This window comes from Filimonas lacunae, from assembly GCF_002355595.1.
In the GTDB taxonomy this organism is placed as follows: Bacteria; Bacteroidota; Bacteroidia; order Chitinophagales; family Chitinophagaceae; genus Filimonas; species Filimonas lacunae.
In genome coordinates, this window is record NZ_AP017422.1 from 5,067,617 (window position 1) to 5,089,602 (window position 21,986).

The 21,986-nt window shown below is 45.3% G+C and carries 19 protein-coding genes; 5 read left to right on the forward strand and 14 right to left on the reverse strand.

Features of this window, described 5'->3' with window-relative positions; all coding sequences use genetic code 11:
- Positions 1 to 41: 41 nt before the first annotated feature.
- Positions 42 to 1,037 carry a pyruvate dehydrogenase (acetyl-transferring) E1 component subunit alpha gene (gene pdhA / locus FLA_RS19900; RefSeq protein ID WP_076379361.1) on the reverse strand — a complete coding sequence of 332 codons (996 nt, stop codon included), beginning with the start codon at positions 1,035 to 1,037 and terminating at the stop codon, positions 42 to 44.
- A gap of 122 nt (positions 1,038 to 1,159) precedes the next feature.
- Here pdhA and recF point away from each other — a divergent pair, with 122 nt between their 5' ends.
- The 3 genes from recF (at position 1,160) to FLA_RS19915 (ending at position 5,249) form a co-directional block, all read left to right on the forward strand.
- Positions 1,160 to 2,242 carry a DNA replication/repair protein RecF gene (recF, locus tag FLA_RS19905; RefSeq protein ID WP_076379239.1) on the forward strand — a complete coding sequence of 361 codons (1,083 nt, stop codon included), beginning with the start codon at positions 1,160 to 1,162 and terminating at the stop codon, positions 2,240 to 2,242.
- 14 nt (positions 2,243 to 2,256) lie between these two features.
- Positions 2,257 to 2,535 (forward strand): DUF721 domain-containing protein, encoded by a 279-nt coding sequence (locus FLA_RS19910; protein ID WP_084206229.1) that lies wholly within the window; start codon positions 2,257 to 2,259, stop codon positions 2,533 to 2,535.
- 263 nt (positions 2,536 to 2,798) lie between these two features.
- The gene (locus tag FLA_RS19915) at positions 2,799 to 5,249 is read left to right on the forward strand and encodes an Ig-like domain-containing protein (RefSeq protein WP_076379240.1); all 2,451 of its coding nucleotides are present in this window, start codon (positions 2,799 to 2,801) and stop codon (positions 5,247 to 5,249) included.
- Positions 5,250 to 5,345: 96 nt separating this feature from the next.
- On the opposite strand, the gene FLA_RS19920 is transcribed toward FLA_RS19915, so the two are convergent.
- The 4 genes from FLA_RS19920 to FLA_RS19935 form a co-directional block, all read right to left on the reverse strand.
- Positions 5,346 to 5,813: a CBS domain-containing protein gene (locus FLA_RS19920; protein ID WP_076379241.1), complete on the reverse strand. Its 468-nt coding sequence runs from the start codon at positions 5,811 to 5,813 to the stop codon at positions 5,346 to 5,348.
- Between the two features lie 97 nt (positions 5,814 to 5,910).
- Positions 5,911 to 6,957, reverse strand: a complete 1,047-nt coding sequence (locus tag FLA_RS19925) for an ABC transporter permease (protein ID WP_076379242.1) — start codon at positions 6,955 to 6,957, stop codon at positions 5,911 to 5,913.
- An 11-nt stretch (positions 6,958 to 6,968) separates the two neighbouring features.
- Entirely contained in the window at positions 6,969 to 8,078 is a 1,110-nt protein-coding gene (locus tag FLA_RS19930) for a BT_3928 family protein (RefSeq protein ID WP_076379243.1), read from the reverse strand.
- 27 nt (positions 8,079 to 8,105) lie between these two features.
- Positions 8,106 to 8,657, reverse strand: coding sequence for a DUF1599 domain-containing protein (locus FLA_RS19935; protein WP_076379244.1), 552 nt, complete (start codon positions 8,655 to 8,657; stop codon positions 8,106 to 8,108).
- Between the two features lie 75 nt (positions 8,658 to 8,732).
- Here FLA_RS19935 and folP point away from each other — a divergent pair, with 75 nt between their 5' ends.
- Positions 8,733 to 9,575 (forward strand): dihydropteroate synthase, encoded by an 843-nt coding sequence (folP, locus tag FLA_RS19940; protein ID WP_076379245.1) that lies wholly within the window; start codon positions 8,733 to 8,735, stop codon positions 9,573 to 9,575.
- Between the two features lie 6 nt (positions 9,576 to 9,581).
- Here folP and FLA_RS19945 read toward each other — a convergent pair whose 3' ends face one another.
- The 3 genes from FLA_RS19945 to FLA_RS19955 form a co-directional block, all read right to left on the reverse strand.
- The gene (locus tag FLA_RS19945; RefSeq protein ID WP_076379246.1) at positions 9,582 to 10,400 is read right to left on the reverse strand and encodes a PI-PLC domain-containing protein; all 819 of its coding nucleotides are present in this window, start codon (positions 10,398 to 10,400) and stop codon (positions 9,582 to 9,584) included.
- Positions 10,401 to 10,675: 275 nt separating this feature from the next.
- Positions 10,676 to 11,632: an FKBP-type peptidyl-prolyl cis-trans isomerase gene (locus tag FLA_RS19950; RefSeq protein WP_076379247.1), complete on the reverse strand. Its 957-nt coding sequence runs from the start codon at positions 11,630 to 11,632 to the stop codon at positions 10,676 to 10,678.
- Between the two features lies 1 nt (position 11,633).
- On the reverse strand, positions 11,634 to 12,641 hold the full coding sequence (locus tag FLA_RS19955) for a DHH family phosphoesterase (protein ID WP_076379248.1): 1,008 nt from the start codon (positions 12,639 to 12,641) through the stop codon (positions 11,634 to 11,636).
- Between the two features lie 112 nt (positions 12,642 to 12,753).
- On the opposite strand from FLA_RS19955, the gene FLA_RS19960 reads away from it, so the two are divergent.
- Complete coding sequence (locus FLA_RS19960; protein ID WP_076379249.1) at positions 12,754 to 13,170, forward strand: nucleoside-diphosphate kinase; 417 nt, start codon at positions 12,754 to 12,756, stop codon at positions 13,168 to 13,170.
- Positions 13,171 to 13,305: 135 nt separating this feature from the next.
- Here FLA_RS19960 and FLA_RS19965 read toward each other — a convergent pair whose 3' ends face one another.
- The 6 genes from FLA_RS19965 to FLA_RS19990 form a co-directional block, all read right to left on the reverse strand.
- Positions 13,306 to 15,174: a UbiD family decarboxylase gene (locus FLA_RS19965; RefSeq protein ID WP_076379250.1), complete on the reverse strand. Its 1,869-nt coding sequence runs from the start codon at positions 15,172 to 15,174 to the stop codon at positions 13,306 to 13,308.
- A 50-nt stretch (positions 15,175 to 15,224) separates the two neighbouring features.
- On the reverse strand, positions 15,225 to 17,003 hold the full coding sequence (locus FLA_RS19970; protein WP_076379251.1) for a glycoside hydrolase family 15 protein: 1,779 nt from the start codon (positions 17,001 to 17,003) through the stop codon (positions 15,225 to 15,227).
- 55 nt (positions 17,004 to 17,058) lie between these two features.
- Entirely contained in the window at positions 17,059 to 17,550 is a 492-nt protein-coding gene (coaD, locus tag FLA_RS19975; RefSeq protein ID WP_076379252.1) for a pantetheine-phosphate adenylyltransferase, read from the reverse strand.
- A 37-nt stretch (positions 17,551 to 17,587) separates the two neighbouring features.
- Complete coding sequence (locus FLA_RS19980) at positions 17,588 to 18,517, reverse strand: aspartate carbamoyltransferase catalytic subunit (protein ID WP_076379253.1); 930 nt, start codon at positions 18,515 to 18,517, stop codon at positions 17,588 to 17,590.
- An 86-nt stretch (positions 18,518 to 18,603) separates the two neighbouring features.
- On the reverse strand, positions 18,604 to 20,457 hold the full coding sequence (locus FLA_RS19985; protein WP_076379254.1) for a glycoside hydrolase family 13 protein: 1,854 nt from the start codon (positions 20,455 to 20,457) through the stop codon (positions 18,604 to 18,606).
- A gap of 14 nt (positions 20,458 to 20,471) precedes the next feature.
- Positions 20,472 to 21,908: an MFS transporter gene (locus FLA_RS19990; protein ID WP_076379255.1), complete on the reverse strand. Its 1,437-nt coding sequence runs from the start codon at positions 21,906 to 21,908 to the stop codon at positions 20,472 to 20,474.
- Between the last annotated feature and the right edge of the window lie 78 nt (positions 21,909 to 21,986).

Below are 21,986 nucleotides of genomic sequence, written 5' to 3' on the forward strand. Positions count from 1 at the left end.
TATGTATACTTGTTATTTAAAATTAAAAAGGCAACCGTTAATTAGTCAACAATAAATGGATAGTTCTGATCAACATAAACGTCTTTCAGCAGTTCGTCATCAGAAGGCCATGGGCTTTCTTCAGCGAATTTAACGCTCTCTTCCACTACTGCGTTGATACGGGCATCGATAGCCGCGATATCTGCTTCTGTAGCGTACTTGTTCTTTTTAATAGTAGCCAGAACCTGTGTGATAGGATCTTTTGCTTTATACTCATCCACTTCTTCTTTGGTACGGTATTTCTGAGGATCAGAAACAGAGTGCCCTTTGTAGCGGTAAGTTTTAATTTCCAGCAAGGTTGGACCTTCGCCGTCACGTGCTCTTTTAGCCGCGCGTGCTACTGCTTCGTGAACAGCTTCAGGAGACATACCGTCCACCTTTTCAGAAGGCATCTGGTAAGCTTCAGCCAGTTTATAAATATCCACTACGTTAGAGGTTCTTTCAATAGAAGTACCCATTGCGTATTGGTTGTTCTCACAAATATAAATTACAGGCAGCTTCCAGGTCATAGCCAGGTTAAAGGTTTCGTGCAACATACCCTGACGGGCAGCGCCATCACCAAAAAAGCCTAAAGCTACGTTACCGGACTCTTTGTATTTTTCAGCAAAAGCCAAACCGGTAGCAGTACCAATTTGAGCGCCTACTATACCATGTCCACCAAAAAAGTAATGTTCTTTACTGAAGAAGTGCATGCTACCACCTTTACCTTTCGCACAACCTGTAGCCTTACCATACAGTTCAGCCATACAAGCGTTCGGACTCATGCCTTTTGCTAAACCCAAACCGTGGTCACGGTAACCCGTGATGAATGGATCTTCTTGCTTAGTCGCGGTCATACAACCAGCGGCAATAGCTTCCTGACCGTTGTAAACGTGGAAAAAACCACGAATCTTACCAGCCATCTTATACATTTCTTCTGATTTCAACTCAAACTGACGTATAAGCTGCATGAGCTCGTACCAGTATAAATAAGTTTCTTTGGAAAACTTTGTAGCCACAGTCATTAAAATTTGAGGGGCAAATATAGGAGTTAAAGCTTAAAAAGTGCAGGGTATAAATTAAATCACCGGGTAATATATCTCAAACCGGCACGGGGAGGGTATATTAATTATTTTTGCGCATGTTCTCTTTCCGGCATATCGCGTTAACCCAATTCAGAAATTACCTGTTTGAATCGTTTGATTTTTCGGAGCGGATAGTGGGTATTTGTGGCGCAAACGGCAGTGGAAAAACCAATTTGCTGGATGCAGTGTACTATTTATGCTTTACCCGTAGCTATTTTTCACGTACCGATGGACAAAATGTTCACCACGGGTTACAGGGTTTGCGACTGGAAGCACAACTGGCCAAAAACGGGGCCGACGAAAAATTAGTGTGCATTGTACGGGAGAACAACAAAAAAGAATTTTACGCCAACGACGAGGAGTATAAAAAATTTTCTGACCATATTGGCCTGTTTCCGGCTGTAATGATAGCCCCCGACGATACCGAACTGATCACCGGCGGCAGTGAGGAAAGAAGAAAATTCCTTGACACCCTGCTTTCTCAACTATTTCCCGGCTACCTGCAACAGCTGATCGCCTATAATAAGATATTACAACAACGCAATAGCCTGCTGAAAGCCGCCGCTGAACACCGGCGACTAGACCACTCTCTACTGGAAATACTGGATATTCAGCTGTGCGAGCGCGGTGATGCCATTTACCAGTGGCGGCGGAGTTTTATTGACCAGTTTATTCCGCTGGTGCAACAACAATACACGCACATAGCCGGAAAAGACGACCTGGTACAGCTACAATATGATAGTCAACTTAACACCACACCACTTGCTACCCTGCTGCAACAGAACCGTCAGCGCGACATGCATTTGCAACGTACTACCTGCGGCATTCATAAAGATGATATAGACATTTTCATGAATGGACTTATATTTAAAAATATAGCCTCCCAGGGACAGCGTAAAAGCCTTTTATTTGCCATCAAGCTTTCAGAATTCATTACCTTGAAGCAGCATAAGGGCTTTACCCCGGTGTTGCTGCTGGACGATGTTTTTGAAAAACTGGATGCCAGTCGTATGCATAATTTACTGCACCGCGTTTGTGTAGAAGAAGAAGGCCAGGTATTTATTACTGATACCCATAAAGAGCGCCTGGAAAAAGCTTTTACAGATTTGTCAGTTGTCTACCAACTCGTTCAATTGTAAACTACATTTGCACTATGGAAATGTCATTAGGAGATGCCATGAAGGCGTTTATTCAAAAGAGCAGGCTAAAGAATGGTATCCGCGCCGTTCAGATAGAAGAAGTATGGGAACAACTGATGGGTAAAACCATCTCGAAATACACCGAAAAAATCCAGATCATCAACAACACCCTGTTCATACGCACCAGCGTAGGCCCACTAAAACAAGAGTTACACTACCAGAAACCCCAGATCATTCAAAGGGTAAACGAAGCCCTGGGCGAAAAACTGATCACCGAAGTGGTGATACAGTAATAGCTATAGCGTCTTCAATTCCGCCTGCATATCCTTTCAGGCGGAATTGAACTAACTGCGACTAACCTTGGTAAAAAATGAAAAATACACTTTCTGCCAACCAATCAATCCAACAATAAACCATTGTATCTGCATGGTTTAGCCTTTCCCCCTTCTCCATTGTCCTCTTTTTGTCCCCGGTAAGTTCAGGGAGTGGAAGAATATATATAGGATATTGCTAATCATTGATTTTTTATTCAGCAACCAAACTAACAAAACAACTTATGCTTAACACACCTGTAAGCAACCCTGTTAGAGGTATTGCCTTATTATGTGCATGCCTCACCCTAACAGTAACCTGTATTTTTGGCCAGTGGCCGGGTGGTGTATCCGGGTCACTTACCACCTGGTTTAAAGCCAATACCACAGGCAATATTATTATACCTAACACCACCACTAATGGGGTGTCGCAATGGAACAGTGAAAAAGGCACGTTTTCCATTACCCAGGCCACTGCCAGCCGCCAGCCCGTTTTTACGGCCACTAACACCACAAACGGCAGTTTTAATTTTAATCCCTTTGTGCAGTTTAGCAAAACCAGTAATACGGTTTTATACAACACCTCTAATACCGACAATCTGCTGGGTAATAATGGCAGTATATTTATGGTTATTAACACCTACCGCACTATTGCCGATGGCAACCCCAGTAGTTTTACTTATAAAAATAGTGTTACCAACTCTTCCATTGCGTACCAGTTTAAACCCGGCTTTCGTATTCAAACAGGCGATGGTATTTCGGGCAGCACGGCCGATTATTATAACTGGGGCGCACCACTTCCCTCCCCTGCTCCTACCTATCCGGAAACCTCCGGTATTTTACTTACTGCTAAAGGTGTAGACAAAGCCACTACCGACAAATTTTTCAATGGCAGACGCAATGGCGATTCCATAGCCATCACACACCGTTATGATGCCCCTTACGATGGCTATAGTTACACACCTTCTATATCATATGGTTTCTTCCTCGGCAGTGATGCCACTACTACAGGCGCACAAAACATGAGTTGTGGCATTGCCGAACTCATCACTTTTAACACCCTGCTTTCCGATGCGGATCAAAATAAAGTAGAAAGCTACCTGGCTATTAAATATGGAATTACCTTAACTAAAAAACACTCCTTCTATAATCTTAATTATGTGGCAGCTACCGGAACAGTGTTATGGGACACTACCGCTAACACGGGTTATTGGTATAACATTACCGGCATAGGTCGCGACGATGCATCGGGTCTGCAGCAAAAGCAATCACGCAGCATGCACAACAATGCACTCATTAGCCTGTACAATGGTTTTGGATATACCAGCCTGCCCACAGCAAACGCTACCAACAGCAATACGATAGCAACAGACAATTCCTTTTTATTAACGGCAGACAATGGCCTCTCTACCCAGATAACCCGCTGCTCTCCCGATAATCAATTAGTGCATATGGCCCGTATATGGAAAGTGCAAAAAACAGGCAGCGGTATTGACTCTGTTACCATAGCAGTAAATGCTACAGATGTACCTGCTAATGCTACCCGCCTGTTGGTGAGCGCTGACAATACTTTCCCCGCTGCTGCTACAGTAAGCTATCCTTTAAAAAGCATCAGCGGACAGTTAGCTACGGCGGTGCATTTAACAGATAAAGTATATTTCACTTTCGGTACCGATACCTTGCATGTAGCAGTAACTACAGTTCAACCAGATTGCGACCATCCTAATGCCGGCTCTGTCAGCGCCGGAGTAACAGGTGGCGTAACGCCTTATACCTATTTGTGGACGCCTTCTGCTGCCACCACAGCCAGCATTACTAATTTATCCGGAGACACTTACACATTGGCTGTTACCCACGCAGGCTGTACTTACACCACCAGCGCCACCATACAGGCTGTAGAAGCCGCCACTACGCCACAGGTAGACGATCAATCTGTATGCCCTAATCAAACAGCCACCTTCACCGTAAAGAACCCGGCTACCGGCGCTACCTATGCCTGGTATACCAGCAACACCGGCGGCACGCCACTCAGTAACACAGCACCCGGCACCAGCTATAGCACCGGCGCATTATCAGCCAGCGCCACCTATTATGTGGAAGCTATCAGCGCCACAGGTTGCAAAAGCACACCCCGCACTGCTGTTTCCGCTACGGTATTAACTGTGCTGGCACAGCCGGTGGTAACTGTTACCACTACTACACTCAACAGCATCACTTTCAGCTGGGCACCGGTAACAGGCGCTACAGGCTACCAGGTATCTGTAAACAATAGCACATATCAAACACCTAACGATCCTTCGGGCCTGTCACATACGGTTACCGACCTCACGCCTATGACGGAAGCCAGCATACGGGTAATAGCCCTGGGCGTTCAAACCTGCCAGAACAGTGCAGCAGGTGCAGCAACAGGCAAAACCTTATCAGCCGAAGTGTATATACCCAATGTGTTTACACCTAATGCAGATGGAAAGAATGATGTGTTTAAAGTATACAGCAACATTATCAGAAGCATGCAGCTGAAAGTATTTAACCAATGGGGCGAACTGATTTTTTCCAGCAGCGATAGCAACGCGGCATGGGATGGAACCTACAAAGGCAAGCCGCAACCGGTAGGCATTTATGTGTATGCCATCAAAATAACATTAACCAACGGCAACCAGGTAATACGAAAAGGAGACATTAACCTGCTTCGTTAATTCAAGTTCATCCAATAAAATCCCCCCAAATACAAAGGCCGCTATTGCAGGAAGTTTCCTGTATATAGCGGCCCTTTGCTTTCCAGGCGGAATAGCTTAGTATATAAATTTCCTTGTGCTAAATCCTTCACCTACCCAGCCATTGTTAATAGTTTCCTCTACAATGGGAGCCAGGGCTTTATCCTGTAAGGCTTCACGCACCAGGTCGTTCACGGTAATTACTGTTTTAAATTCAAAATCGTCAAACACCGGCAGGTAGCGGGCTTTATAGGCATTCATCAGCATCATGCAATATTCGGCATCGTCATTACTGCTAACAACCGGCAAATCAGCAGACATCACTTCTTTAACCAGGGTTGATTGTGAATAGCGCCCCTGTAAAATCACCTTTCGTGCATAATCGCGTTCTGAAAAAATACCCACATACTTGCCCTGGTACATAACCACCAGGTAACTTAAATTTTCGCATTCCATGGCGCTTAACGCTTCCAGAACGGTGGCATTGGCGTCAATGTAATTGCTTTTCATTCCCTGCCTGGACAGGAGTTTAGATACGGTGCACATAGCGCTTCGGTTTATGCTGGTTTTTACCAGCGATTGACAATTTGTGAAGTGGAGGATTTAATGCAAAAAGAAAGCCACAAAAAGGCCAGGCTAAGGATTAATTGATTCTTACTCTGGGATCTATAATGCCATACAACAAGTCTGCCAGTAAATTTACAACAATAAAACAAGATGCTGTTACTAAAACACTGCCCATTACCACCGGAAAATCCAGTTTTTCCAGTGCATCTACCGTCATCTTGCCTATCCCGTTCCAGCCAAAAATGTATTCTACAAAAAAGGCACCTGCCAGTAGCTCGGCAAACCACCCAGTAATGGCTGTTACTACCGGATTTAAGGCATTACGCAGGGCATGCCGGGTAATTACCTGCCAACGGGTTAACCCCTTGGCATAAGCAGTACGTATGTAATCCTGGTCCAGCACATCCAGCATGGCGCTGCGGGTAAGTTGTGCTATTACCGCCAATGGTCTGATTCCCAAAGTAATAGCCGGCAAAATCACATTGCGCAGTTGCAGGTGTTCGCCGGTAAAAGTATCAACTTCAAACAAGCTGCCGGTCATATGCAGGCCGGTATAATCAGATAACACAAAACCGAAAATATAAGCCAGCACAATGCCCATAAAAAAAGAAGGGGCCGAAATACCCAGTATGCTGGTAAAAATGGCTGCCCCATCCCACCAGGTGTTTTGTTTTACCGCAGCCAGAATGCCCAATAATATCCCCACAATAGTAGCGATGCACATAGCTATACACGCCAGCACTATGGTTTGCGGTAATGCCTGCAGTAACATGTCCGATACGTTCCTTTTGGTTTGGTACGACCGGCGCAGGTAGGGCAACTTCACCCCTATGCGGGTGTTACCTCCTATAAAAAAGCCTTTGAGTTGTTTAGATTGGATAGCATCAGCCGTGTAAATGCTGATGGGCGATACATCGTTTGCATATAGCAGAAACTGCTTCCAGCGGGGCTGATCTAACGCCAGCTCTTTACGTATGTTTTGAATAGTGGCGCTGTCGCCGGTTTGGCCCAGCACCAGGCGGGCAGGATCGCCAAAGCCCTGAAACAGCACAAACACCAGCATCACTACTCCTACCAGTACCAGCAAGCCATATATACTTTTGCGTAGGAGTAGCTGAAGCATGTGTTGTTATTTTAGAGGTGTGTTTTCCGCATACTCTCCAGGAAAGAATTGCCGCTCTTATAGCTCTTCTTGTCCAGGATATCCGCCCGCTTCATTAAAAAGAAGGTAGGTACTACCCTGGCGGCGGTTTTTAATACGGTGGCATCCAAACCTACTATAGTTACCTTGTTCTTGTCAAACAGTTTGGCAGCAGCATCCGGTAAAGGCGTAGCCACAATCACCGGCATATTCCAGGTTCTGGCTTCGGCCAGCAACTGATCAAACACTACAGAAGCCTTACCCCAGTTATCAAAATTTTGCGCCATTACCAGCACATAAGGCACCGGTTGCTGTAAAATAGCGTTGGTAGTATCCGTACCAGATTCACTGGAAAGTTTAAAGTCTTCAATCGGGGCCACTGCGTTGCCTTTTCTAATCAGCTTATCGTACCTGTCTACATATTCATAAGTAGAGTCCAGGTCGGCAGGTATATTGTTGGCATCAAACTCTACCTCCTTGCCTGCTTTCTTATAACGGAAAGTAATAGCAAAACTGTCGATCACCGCACCCGCTGGCACTTCCATTTGTTTCACCAGGTTATTACCTTTTTTATAAGGCAAACAGTCCACAATAGGCAGGTATTGCAACACATACCACTGTAAACCACCGGTAGCCACCACAGTAAGCACCAGTCCGGCTAAAGCCGAAGAAGAAGGCAGCGTACCAATAGCCTTTTGCTTAAACACCAGCACCAGAATCAGCACCAGCAGAAAAATATCTTTCATAAAAGATTGCAATGGCGATAACGGTAAACAGTCGCCAAAACAACCACAGGTTTTTATTTTGCCCGATAACAAAGCATATCCGGTAAGGAAGGTGAAAAAGATAATCAGCAGCAGCAACAACCAGGTAAACAGGCGTATGCGCCAGCCTATAATAATAGCCACACCAGCCAGCACCTCAAACACGTTCATTACAATAGAGAAGAAAAGGGTGTAGTTATGAAAAGCATCCCAGCCCCACACTTCAAAAAACTCCTGCATTTTATAACTCAATCCTAATGGATCGTTGGCTTTAATTAAGCCGGAGAAGATAAACAACAATCCTACTATCCAACGTATAATAGTCAATACAACTTTCATTATGCTACAATTGATTAAGGGTATCGGTTAAATTAAGTTATTTTTCTCATACGACAGAATTAATGCAAACACGGCATAATTAATAATGTCGATATAGTTAGCGTCAATGCCTTCACTGATCAGCGTTTTGCCGTCATTAGCCAGTATCTGTTTAATGCGCAGCAGTTTCACCAATATCAGGTCGGCAAAACTTTCCTGGCTCATACTACGCCATGCTTCTCCGTAATCGTGATTTTTATTCAGCATGGTGTTTTTAGCCACCACTATCTGTTCTTTGTACCAGGCTGCGGCTGTTTCAGCAGGTACGTCTTCTACTGCGGGATTGTTCAGCTGTAACTGAATCAACCCTATTACACCGTAATTGATAATGCCTTTGAATTCAGAAGAGATATCATCCGCTACTTTCTGCTGCTTTTTCTCCTGTATGGTGCGAATGCGCAAAGCTTTAATAAAAATCTGGTCTACTACAGAAATGGTACGCAATACCCGCCACGAGGTGCCATAGTCTTTCGTCTTTTTCACAAAAATATCCATGCCTGCTTCCACTATTTCATCGTACTGCGTGCTGGTATCAGCCATAATCGGTTGCTTTTGATGTGGTTTGTAAGAAGCCCAAAAATAAGCGTTTATCCTACAATGTGTTTACTTTTGCACATGGTACAACGAAAAAGCAGTGCATATACACTCAATTGTAATGGCCGTTTATTAGCGCTTACCCGCCCGGTTGTTATGGGCATTATCAACACCACTCCCGATTCGTTTTACAGCGATAGCAGAAAGCAAAATATAGATACCGCCCTGGCACAGGCCGAACAGATGCTGGCGGATGGAGCTACTATATTAGACCTGGGCGGACAAAGCACCGGCCCCGGTAAACCACAGGTAGATGCCGCCACAGAAGCTGCCCGTGTAGTACCCGTAATTGCTGCCATACACCAGCGTTTTCCGGAAGCCTTTATTTCAGTAGATACTTATTTTGCCCAGGTTGCCAGGGAAAGCGCCGAAGCAGGTGCCTGCATTATTAATGATGTAAGCGGCGGCACGCTCGACATGGCTATGCTGGATACGGTAGCCGGCCTGAAACTGCCTTATGTGTGCATGCATATGAAAGGCACCACCGAAACCATGCAACAGTTTGCCCATTACGAAAACGTGACCCGCGAAGTATTGGATTTTTTTATAGAACGGCTGGAAGCCTGCAGGCAGGCAGGTATTCATGACGTGATCATCGACCCTGGCTTTGGCTTTGCCAAAACCATAGCCCATAATTTTCAGCTGTTAAAAGAGATGCATTTGTTGCAAATACTGGAAAAACCTGTTTTGCTGGGTATCTCCCGCAAATCTACCATTTACAAAACCCTGCATATTACACCCGAAGAAGCTTTAAACGGCACCACCGTTTTACATACCGTGGGGCTGCAAAACGGTGCGGTTATTTTACGGGCACACGATGTGAAAGAAGCCATGCAGGCAATACAACTGATGCAACACCTGTAACCACGCCTACAAACCAGATACCGGTTGTTGCATTTCGCGCGACAACAGAAATTCTTTAAGTTTAACGATCTTGTTGGTATTGATTAAGTCAACGCCGCAGGTAAGCAGGGCTTCCCATACTTTGGCATTTTCCGGCGCAGCATACAATCTTACCTTTTCATCGTTGCGGTGCGCTATCTGTATAAAACGGCACAGCCTGGCGCGTTGTCCGGCTGGTAAATCACCCTTGCCCGACCACGAAAGCAGGCGTTTGTATTTACAGCTGGCAGTAACAGTAGTTTGTGCTATTACCGAATCGCGGGTAAGCTTTTTTAAATCTTCATCAATAAAGGCACGACGGCTGGTTTGCGCCAGCAGGGTGTTATAAGGTCTGTGACCGCTTATTACCACCGTTACCTTGCGCTTGGTAACCACCCCATCTTCGTAGCTGGTGATAATAGATTTGTATTTTTCCAGCAGCACCTCCAGTACACGGTAAGTTCTTTCTGCGTTGGATTTAATATCTATCAGTAAAGTGATCGGATGATCGGGTAATTCCTTACCATCTTTATAGCTTCCGGTTAACAATGGTTCCAGGTATAAACGCTCCAATGTCTGCTTCTTTCTCAGGCAGGGTAACAGATGTGCCACCACCAGGTTCTCGCCCCGCAAATACACATCCGCTTCTACATACGTGTAGCCATTAGACAATGCATCATATAAAGGATTTTTACGCCAGTAGTCGTTGTGTGAAAAAGCATTGTCCAGTGTTACCACCTGCGCATTCAGTTGATAGAATACACAAAGTAACAGGCACAGGGGTATTGCACGCTTCAGGGATAACATGGGGGATTATTTGGATTTGGTATTGTAAAATAAGCTTTCCCCTGTTTCCTTGTTGTTATGAAAGTATAAAATCTACATTAAATTCTTTATACAAACAGGATATTGCTATACTCTAAAAATAAAGTATTACCAGTCACGCTGTTGTCCCGTAAACTGGGGGCATCTACCGGCGGCGGCACTTTCTGAAACTGTTCCCCTGCAAGCGTTTGCGGTACCAGCAACAAAAAAGGAGCTGCATTGCTGCAACTCCCTTTTTTATACGGATAAAGCTTATACTAGTGATGAGCGCCATGTGGTGCACCACCTGGAACAGCGCCGTGTGGTGGCATGCCAGGCATAGCAGGGCCAGCTGCTGGCGGAGGAGGTGTAGTAACGTCCAGTACTTCTACTTCAAACACCAGGTTAGAAGAAGGAGGGATAGCACCCATGCCCTGTGGACCGTAGCCCAGCATAGAAGGAACATAGATTTTACCTTTACCGCCTTTACCAAAGTAAGGTAAAGCTTCGTCCCAGCCTTTAATCACCTGACCAACACCTACAACCAGTTTAAACGGATCGGTGTGGTGCATAGAAGTGTCCATGTTGGTATCGAATACTTTGTCGTTAGACATTAAAGTACCTTTATACATAATAGAAGCCTGTTTGCCGGAATCAGCTTTTAAAGCAGCATCACCAGGAACAGTGATTTCTACAAACGCACCGGATTTGGTCTTTTGCGCTTTGATGCCTTTTTTAGTCAGGTAGTCTTCTACTGATTTTACGTCTCTTGTTTTGGCCAATTCCATTTCTTTCTTGTAATCTTCGGTAGTTTCTGCTTCAGACTTAAAGCGACCTAAGATTTTTACAGTACCATGTATCATACCACCCTTGGTAAATACATTGTTGTATTCAGGAATAGCGCCCAGTTTCTTTAAGGTATCAATGCTCAGGTTGAAAGCAATGCTGTCACCTACAGAACATTGTGGTATCACTTCCATGAAAGTGAATTTGGCACGCTGGCTGGTATCTACCATAGCGTAACCTGGAATTTTACCGTAAGTAGTGTTTAAAACGGTGTCTTTTTCAGGTAAAGCGTAAGTGATATTGAATTTGATAAAGTCACCGCCGCCCAGCTTTTCGCCGCCTTTGCCTTTGGTGATCTTGTACAATAAGCCAGATTTAGTTTTTTCGTATTTCACCTGGCATGCAGTGAATGTAGCTGCCATGGCGGCTACAAATAGTAATTGCTTCATGTTACTGTAGTTGTGCTTCGTATTGTTGTATAACTTGTTTGAATTTGCGAACTGTTACATCCAGCGAATCGCTGCTGCGACCGCCGGCAGCATTTTTATGGCCACCTCCCTCAAAATGCTCACGGGCAAAGGCGTTTACATCAAAACCATCTTTACTGCGGAAGCTCCATTTACGTTCTTCGTCACGATCAATTACCAGGGCGCCCATTTTAATACCCTGTATAGAAAGCAGGTAGTTTACCAACCCTTCTGTATCGCCGGTTTTGGCGTCAAACTTCAATAAATCGCTTTTGGGCACTACCATAATGGCAGTGTTATATTCATATAATATCTCCATGCGGTTTAACAGGGCGTTACCTAATAAACGCAGTCTGTTTTCCAGTGAGCTATCATAAATGTTCTGGTGAATGGGGGAATGTTGCAGCCCCAGATCTTTAAAATGCGCCACAATACGGTGCACATGGGCAGATGCGCCCGGAAAGCGAAACGAACCGGTATCGGTCATAATACCCGTATACAGGCAGGTGGCAATAGTTACGTCCAGCTTATCGGCATAACCCGAAGCGGCTATAAAATCATATACCATTTCGCAGGTACTGCTTTTAGCAGTGTCGCTAACGCCATAGTTAAAAGCTTCTTCCTGTGGTTGCTGGTGGTGATCTATTAATATTTTAACACATTTAGCCTGGGTAAGCAACTGCTCCATGTTTTTGGTACGGTGCAGCACGTTAAAATCCAGGCAAAACAGCCAATCGGCATTATTTACTATTGTGGCTGATTTCTCCTTATTAGCTTCATAATCAATCACTTTGTTACAATCGGGCATCCAGTTTAAGAAGCTGGCCCAGTTGGTTGGCGAAATAATCACCACCTCATGCCCCAGTGCTTTTAAAAAGTGATATAAACCCAAAGTAGACCCCATAGCATCGCCATCCGGCTTTTGATGCATGGTAATTACAGCCTTGTGCGGCTTAGCCAGTAATGGGAAAAAATATTCAATACTTTGCATACAGTGCCGGCAAAATTCAGGGATTCGGGTCATTCCTTCAAATATTATTTAGGCGGTTAGCGGCCTTCGCAATTTTTACTACTTTTGCCGGCGAAAAGTTATAACACTTTATATGAGTAACAGAACATTTACTATGATTAAGCCTGATGCTACTTCTAAAGGGCATACCGGCGCTATACTGGACCAGATTATCAAAGCTGGTTTTAAAGTAAAAGCAATGAAATGGATTCACCTGAGCACTGCACAAGCCGGCGAGTTTTATGCAGTACACAAAGAAAGACCATTTTACGGCGAGCTGGTATCTTTCATGAGCAGCGGTCCTATCGTAGCAGCCATTCTGGAGAAAGACAATGCGGTAGCTGATTTCAGAACGCTGATCGGTGCAACTGATCCTGCTAAAGCTGATGCTGGTACTATCCGTAAAAACTTCGCTTCTTCTATCGGAGAAAACGCGGTTCACGGTAGCGATAGCGATGAAAACGCAGCCATCGAAGGAAACTTCTTCTTCTCTGGTTTAGAACGTTTCTAAGCAAAAAATTAAAACCCTGCCACAATAACCGGCAGGGTTTTTCGTTTTTAATATCAGTTTTTTAAGGGTTTAGGGTTGAAAAAAGGGGCAGTGGTTTCCCACAGCCCCTTCTTCTTTTATATACTTCCTTCATTATCAGATCATTCCAAACAAGCTTCCGCCCTTAGCAAATAACCGGTCTATCTGCTTTTCCACAGCAGCATCTTTTATTAATGGCGGCGCATGGTGCGTTTTAATACGGGCATCTATTACCAGCGATCCACGGCATCCCCAATGTTTGTTTTCATAAAAACTGTTGATACCATAAATATCATGTGAGGGGTTACAACGGGTAAAGGTGATCCATAAAAAGTTATTCAGTGTAGCTGCGGTAAAGTCAGTATCATCTGTAACAATGATCAATGGTGCCTGTGCCATGTTAGGCACGCCATCTAAAGCAAGCCCGTTTTCATAATCAGCAGCACGTAACTGTTTATCCAGCAATTGCATCTCTTCCGCGGCGGTACCATAATCGATAAAAGCAGGCCCTTGCACCACCACCACACCCGGAATTACCATTTGCGCATTTTCAAAACCTTTCAGTTCTTTCAACAGCGATGGCACTTCGGTACACAAATGCCGCTGTACGGGGCCATAAGCTGCAAACACCACCTTACTGCCACTGTTTAAACCAGTACCGGAATAATCCAGGGTATCTATGGTTGTGTGTGTGTAAAAATGCACATCCCGCTGCCAGTTAATACGCTCCAGTACATATTGCATGTACGCTATAATATGATGTGTGGAAAGCTGGTTGGTATCATCAGCAGTAATAAATAAAAACTTAGCCAGGCTTAACTGCCCTGTACCCAGCACCCTGTTGGCAATGGTAAGCAGTTCCTGCGGCTGTTGCACACGCTGGTAAGGTGTGTAGCGTTCGCTGCCTATAGCCAGCAACAAAGGGTGCACCCCTGCCGCATCTACGGCATTAACTTCTTTTAATCCCGGCACCTCTGAAGGGATAGCTTTACCGGTAAGTTCGTGAATGAGCAAACCAAAGCTGGTATCTTCCTGTGGCGGACGGCCCACCACCGTAAACGGCCAGATGGCGTTTTTACGGGCATATACTTTATGCACCTTCATTAACGGAAACTGGTGGGTTAAGCTGTAATACCCCAGGTGATCGCCAAACGGCCCTTCGGGCTTGGTTTCGCCAGGATGCACTTCGCCGGTGATTACAAAATCGGCATCTGTGCTAATGCAATAGCCATCTTCATATGTATACCGGAAACGCCGGCCACCAAGCACCCCTGCAAAGGTTAATTCACTTAATCCCTCGGGCAATGGCATTACTGCTGCCAGTGTGTGTGCGGGAGGTCCGCCTGCAAAAATGCTCACTTTTAAAGGCTTGCCAGCTGCATTGGCTGCCGCCTGATGCACCCCTATGCCCCGGTGAATCTGGTAATGCAGTCCTATCTCTTTATTGAGTTCGTATTGATTGCCCGATAACTGTATGCGATACATCCCCAGGTTACTGTTCATAATACCCGGGCGGTTTACATCTTCACTGTACACCTGTGGCAAGGTTACAAAAGCACCCCCATCTTTAGGCCAGTGTTTGATTAAAGGTAAATCGCTTATCTGTATCTGATCGGCCATTACCGGCTTGCTCAGGTAGCTGTGCTTAGGCAATGCTTTTAATGCCGATAAGCCGGCACTCATATGTTTAAAAGGCGCTTTGAATGCTTTGGCGGGATTGTTCTTTAACTCTACCAGCTGCTGCACCTGTTCCAGTGTGGAGCGAAAGATAAAGCGGCTTCTGTCCAGTGTGCCGAATATATTGGATACGGCCCGGTAAGGCGAGCCTTTTACATTTTCGAATAACAGTGCAGGACCACCGGCTTCATGCACCCGCAGGTGTATGGCGGCCATTTCCAAATGAGGATCTACTTCTTCTGTAACGCGTACCAGCTGATCAACACTTTCCAGGTCAGTAAGACATTCTTCTAAAGACTTGTAGTTCATGGGGCAAAAATAGTCAATGAGCGGGGTGTCTCATTGACAATATCCGGTATTTATGCAAATATGGGCCTGTCTAATTTCATGGCTATCCGGTAAGCGGCATTCATTAATCCCACATGGCTGTATGCCTGCGGAAAATTCCCCCACTGGCTGCCATTTTCTTCATCCACATCTTCACTGAATAAAAGCAGGTGGTTACTGTATTGCAGCAGTCTGGCAAACTCTTCCTTCGCCTCTTCTATCCTGCCCACACAGGCCAATGCTTCTACATACCAGAAAGCACACACCAGGAAGGTTGATTTAGGTTTACCAAAATCATCTGCATGTAAGTAACGGTAAAATAATCCGCCTGGTGTTTTCAATGCAGCTTCCAATACCGCCAGGTGATCTTTGGCGCGTTGCGAAGCAGGATCAAGATATCCCATCATAATTAATTGCAGCGTGCTTGCATCGAGGTGTTCGCTACCGGCTGCATGGGTATATACTTTTCGCTTTTCATCGTAACAGCTTTCAATATGTGCAGCGGCCTGATCGCGCAGGGCCAGCGCCCTTTTTTCCAGCGCTTCGTTGCCAATGGTACGCGCCATTTTTGCCGCCGCCATGCAACCCGCCCATTGAAACAGATTGGTGTAGCAATGTATATTGGCAAAGTTTCTGAACTCCCATATACCCGCATCTTTTTCATCTACCGTAGCTTCAATTTTATGCAGCAGGTATTCTACCACCCGTGCAGAATCTTTCCTTTCGGAGAAAATAAAACGATGATCGGTGTACAAGGGCAGCACCGAAATAAGCACCTGCCCGTAAATATCATTCTGAATATGCTCGTAAGCCTGGTTACCTATGCGCACCGGTTTATTGCCTAAGTAGCCCTCCAGCTCCACCTCTTTTTCTATCAGCTGTTTTTTACCGGTTACGCCATACAAGGGCTGGTAACGGTTGGGCTCGTTAAACGAAATATCGGTAATGTAGTTAAAGTAGTTCTCCATTTCGCTGAAATGGCCAATGTGGTTGAGCGCGGTAAGTATATAATAGGTATCGCGCATCCAGCAGTAGCGGTAATCCCAGTTACGGCCACTACCCGGAAACTCCGGCAAACTGGTGGTGCTGGCGGCGATAATAGCGCCCGTATCTTCAAACTGATGAATTTTTAACACCAGCGCCGAACGAATCACCACTTCCTGGTGAAACTGGGCAATGCTCGTGCGTTTAATCCAGGTGCGCCAGTACTGTATGGTTTCACGCAAAAACGAATCCATCGTACTTACCAGTGGCGCTTCCAGGTGTTTGCCATAAGTAAGCACCAGATACTTGGTTTCGTTTAAGGTAAAATGTTGCTGATCGAACACGTAGTTAATGGGCATGTTGGTGGTGAGCCTTATCTTTTCATCATCCCCTACATACTCTACGTGACTGCTGCCACGTAATGCTTCAAACTTTTCCTGCCCGTAGCAACGCACCGGTTTGCAGGTAACGCAAATGCGTGGCGAGCCTTTCAGCACTTCCACTTTGCGCACCAGCATCAACGGCTTAAAATATCTTTCGTATTGATAAAAACGCGGAGCAAAATCGGTAACACGGTAACTGCCGCTTTCGCATTCAATTTCGGTGCACAGCACATTGGTGTTTTCGAGATAGTATTGCCGGGAAGTAAATTCTCCTTCCGGTTTAATACTAAACTCCCCGCCCTTGTGCTTATCCAGCAGCCCGCCAAAAATAAACGAGCTGTCAAAGCGCGGCCAGCATAGCCATTCAATGTTTGTGTTCTTGTGCACATGCGCCAGGAAGGCGCAATTTCCAATTAAACCTGTCTGATACAAATGTTTACCCATATCTGCTATTGTTAACGCTGCGCAGATAAGTGCAAAAAGAAGACCAGAAACGCTTTTAGGGTTGCCTGTCTTTTTGCATGTTGAGGATATGGCTCTTTACCGGCTCGGGTAAAAACTGGCTGGCATCGCCGCCGTTCATTAACACGTCGCGCACCAGGGTAGAAGCCACAGATGTAAATTGAGGAGAGCAGGTAAGGAATACCGTTTCCACTTCGGCATCCAGGCTGCGGTTCATATCTGCAATTACCTTTTCGTATTCAAAGTCGTTTACGTAGCGTATACCCCGTACAATGTACTTGGCACCAATCTTCTTACAGCACTGAACCGTAAGACCTTCGTAAATGATCACATCTATGCGCGGGTCTTCTTTAAAAATATCCTTTACCCATACCAGACGCTGTTCATCGCTGAACATGGGCTTTTTATTGATGTTCTTACCAATGCCAATTACCAGCTTATCAAACAATCCTACGGAGCGTTTTACAATATCCAGATGGCCCAGTGTAAATGGATCGAAGGTGCCGGGAAACAAACAAATACGTTGCATAATTGCAGTATGTTTTGTGCAAGTTAGGGGAATCCGTTTAATTCTCCCTGTTTACCCTCAGCAGATACAGTGCTGCCATACGAACAGCCACACCATTCTCCACCTGGTTTAATATAATAGAAGCCGGCCCGTCTGCCACATCGCTATCCAGCTCCACACCCCTGTTAATGGGTCCGGGGTGCATAATAACAATCTCTTTGTTCAAACTTTCCAGCATTCTGCGATTAATACCATAAGCCTGGTTGTATTCCCGTAAAGAAGAAAACAAAGGCTGGCTTTGCCTTTCCAGCTGTATGCGCAGCACGTTGGCCACATCACACCACTGTAACGCTTTTTTTACATTGTATTCCACACGCACGTTCAGCGCTTCGGCCATGTGCTTGGGTATCAATGTTGGCGGACCCGCCACCGTTACTTCCACGCCCATTTTGGTAAGCAGGTAAATATTGCTCAGCGCCACACGGCTGTGCATTACATCACCAATGATAGCTACTTTCAAACCTTCCAGTTTACCGGTTTTTTCCTGCATGGAAAAAGCATCCAGCAAAGCCTGTGTAGGATGTTCGTTAATACCATCACCTGCATTCAATATCGGACACGAAATGTGCTTAGCCAGAAAGTGCGGGGCTCCGCTGGCGCTATGGCGCATTACCACCATATCTACCTTCATGCTAAGTATATTATTCACGGTATCCAGTAAAGTTTCTCCTTTCGCCACCGAACTGGCGCTTGCTGTAAAATTGAGTACATCGGCCGACAACCTTCTTTCTGCCAGCTCAAACGACATACGCGTACGAGTGGAGTTTTCAAAAAACAGGTTCACAATAGTTACATCTCTGAGAGAAGGAACTTTTTTAACCGGTCTTTGTAAAACGTCTTTGAATTGTTGTGCGGTGGAAAGAATCAGACTAATATCTTCCCGCGTAAGATCTTTAATACCAAGGAGATGTGGCGTAGATAGTTTCATTAAAAAGCGAAGATATAGCAAAAATTAAAAGTCAGCAGGAAAAATTATGAACCTGATTTTCCTGCTGACTTTTGTATAAAAAGAAGTTACTGTAACTCCAGTATCTGTAACGACATAGCCGGTATTTCCAACGCCTTTGTTACCGGCAAAATAATACCACTTTCCACATTGTGTGCTTTGGTAAAACCGCTGGTACGTTCTGCATAATCCGCGCAATTTACCTGCACGGCAGTATCGGCGGTGTTTAACACGCACATGACTGTTTGCCTGCTATCGTAGCGGAAATATACGTAGGTGCCTTTGTTGGGCATATACTGCATGAGCTTACCCGTTTTAATAGCGCTGCTGCTTTTGCGGAAGTTCGCTATCAGCTTCGTATACTGTTGTATAGCCGTTTCATCGGCAGTAAGTCCTTTACCTGTAAAGGCATTCACAGCATCCCCTTCCCAGCCGCCCGGAAAATCGGCCCGCACCAGCAAATCAGGATTGCTATAGCCTTTCATCAGTATTTCTGTACCATAATACATTTGTGGAATACCGCGTTCGGTTAACAACCAGCCTATCCCCGCTTTCTGCTTAGCTACATTTTCTTTCACCTCTGAAAAAAAGCGGCTCATATCATGGTTATCGAGGAATATCACATTGCGCATCGGGTTTTTATATAAAAAATCATTACTCAGTGTATTGTACAACTTGTATACACCATCGCCGTTGTTAGTTTCGGTTAAAGCTGATTTAATGCCTGTAAACAAACACTGAAAATCAACCACACCCTGCAGGTTACTTTTGAACGGAACGTTGATGTTGTTCTCAGCAAAATATGCCTGGTTGGCAGTACCATTTACCCAGGTTTCGCCAAACATGGTCATGTTAGGATACTCATCGGTAAGGGCTTTGTTACAACGGTTCATAAACGGTAAGTCGTTGTAGATATAGGTATCAATGCGCCAGCCATCCACACCAAAAGCTTCTACACTCCACAGGGCATGCTGGATAAGGAAGTTGGCCACATAAGGATTGGTTTGATCCAGGTCGGGCATAGAAGGCACAAACCAGCCATCAGAAGTGATTTTACGGTCTTTGGCAGAGGCATACGGATCAAACACCGGCTGCTCTTTAAAATTAGTTTGTGTAAATGTGGGCCACTGGTGCAACCAGTCTTTGGCAGGCGGGTCTTGCATAAAGAAGTGAAAACTGCCGGTGTGGTTATACACCGCATCCTGTATCAGTTTCATACCACGCTTATGCAATTCATCACCCAGCTTTTTATACATTGCTGCCCCTCCTACCCTTCTTTCAATAGCATAGTGATCGGTAAAAGCATAGCCATGTTCGGTGCGCTCCGGCATATCGTTTTCCAGCACAGGCGTTAACCATAATGCGGTTACCCCCATGTTCTGCAAATAGTCCAGGTGATTGATAATGCCTTGTAAATCGCCACCATGCCGGGCGCCTAAATCACTTCTGTTCAACGATTGATCTCGCATGCCCGGCACCCTGTCATTAGTAGTGTCGCCATTACTAAAGCGGTCAGGCATCAGAAAGTAAATAAAGTCTTCCGATGTTACTCCCTTTGCATATACGGTTCCATTGCCTTTAGCACGTGCCAGCAAAGGCCATTGCAGGGTTTGTGTTTTGCTGCCGGCAGCTGTTAGTTGTATGGCTACATTTCCCGGTTTGGCAGTGGGTTGCACCGTAATATCTACCAGCAGGTATTTGTTGTTTTCTATAGTATGCACCTTGCCCAACGTAATGCCGGGATAGCTAATGCGCACCTGGCTTTTGTTCAGCCCCTCTTCCCCTTTCAACAACAACTGTACTTTGTTATACTTCATACCTGCCCACCAGTTGGTAGGGTACACCGTTACCTGCTGCGCCTGCACTGCGTTGCTGCAAACAGCCAGCAAAAACAGGCCCCATCCCATAAACAACGTTCTCATGTGATACTTCTGAATTATGCTTTAATAATAGTCTTACTGCTTTTTCTTGTTTCCCCTACATCCAGTACGAATAGCACACTTACGGCTGCGCATAACAAAAAGATTCCCGCCAGCACAATGGCATAAATGGACTGATTGCCGTACAAATGCTTTACAATAAAGCCGCCCAGCAATCCATTCACTATTTGCGGCAGGGTAATAAAGAAATTGAATATGCCCATATAAATACCCAGCTTGCCTGCCGGTATAGCGCCGCTTAATATTACATACGGCATGGCCAATATACTGGCCCATGCCAACCCTACTCCTATCATAGACCAGGTAAGCATTTCGGGATCTTTAATAAAGTAAATAGAGATTAACCCAATGCCGCCTGCGGTTAATGAAAACGCGTGTGTGGCTTTACGTCCAATGAATTTAGCCAGCACAGGCAACAGCAAGGCATACACAGCTGCTACCAGGTTATAAGTACCAAAAGCCGCACTTACTTTATTGCCGGCAGTGTTATAAGCAACAGAATGCGTGTCGGCGCCTGATAAGCCATATACATGGGTAGCTACTGCATCGGTAGTAAACACCCACATGCTAAACAACGCAAACCAGCTAAAAAACTGCACCAGCCCCAGCTGTCGCATCGTAACAGGCATCGTTTTAAAATCGGTAAAAATCTGTTGCAGGCCACTATGCTTTGCCACTTTAGGTTGATCAAACTCACCTGCCACAGGCTCCACCTCTGCTGCGGGCACTGCATCCGGCTTAGCGTGATACCGCTCATATTCTTCCGGTGGATATTCTTTAGAAAAGAATACGGTAACCAGGATAGCGATGACAAATACAACTGCACCTATATAAAACGACCAGGTAATATTATCTGCCACATGCGTGGCATCACCTACCTGCGATACTCCCAAATCTGCCAGCCAGCCAGGCAGGTAAGAACCGGCAACCGCACCTACGCCTATTAAAAAAGTTTGGATAGCAAACCCTTGCGTACGCTGCGAGTCGGGCAGGTTATCTGCCACCAGTGCGCGAAAGGGTTCCATAGCCACATTAAAAGAAGCATCCATTATCATTACCATACCTGCCCCTACCCATAGGGCCGGAACGATAGCAGACAAAGCAGCGGAATTAGGTAAAAACACCAGTGCCAGGGACGACAACAAAGCACCGGTAAGAAAGTAAGGTTTACGACGGCCCAAACGGTTCCAGGTTCTATCACTGTAATGACCTATCAGCGGCTGTACAATCATGCCTATCAATGGGGCTACAATCCAGAACATAGGCAACTGCTCTACATCCGCGCCAAAAGAACGTAATATGCGACTGGTATTACCATTTTGCAAAGCAAAGCCAAACTGTATTCCTAAAAACCCCACACTCATCGTAAAAATCTGCGGCAGGCTTAAACGTGGTTTAACGGAAGGCGAAGACGGTGAGGTTGAAAGCGACATAACAATCGTTTAGGTTACAAAAGTGTGTAAAAACTACATATTGCCCAAGCGAATTAAAAAAAACATCCTGTAAAGGAT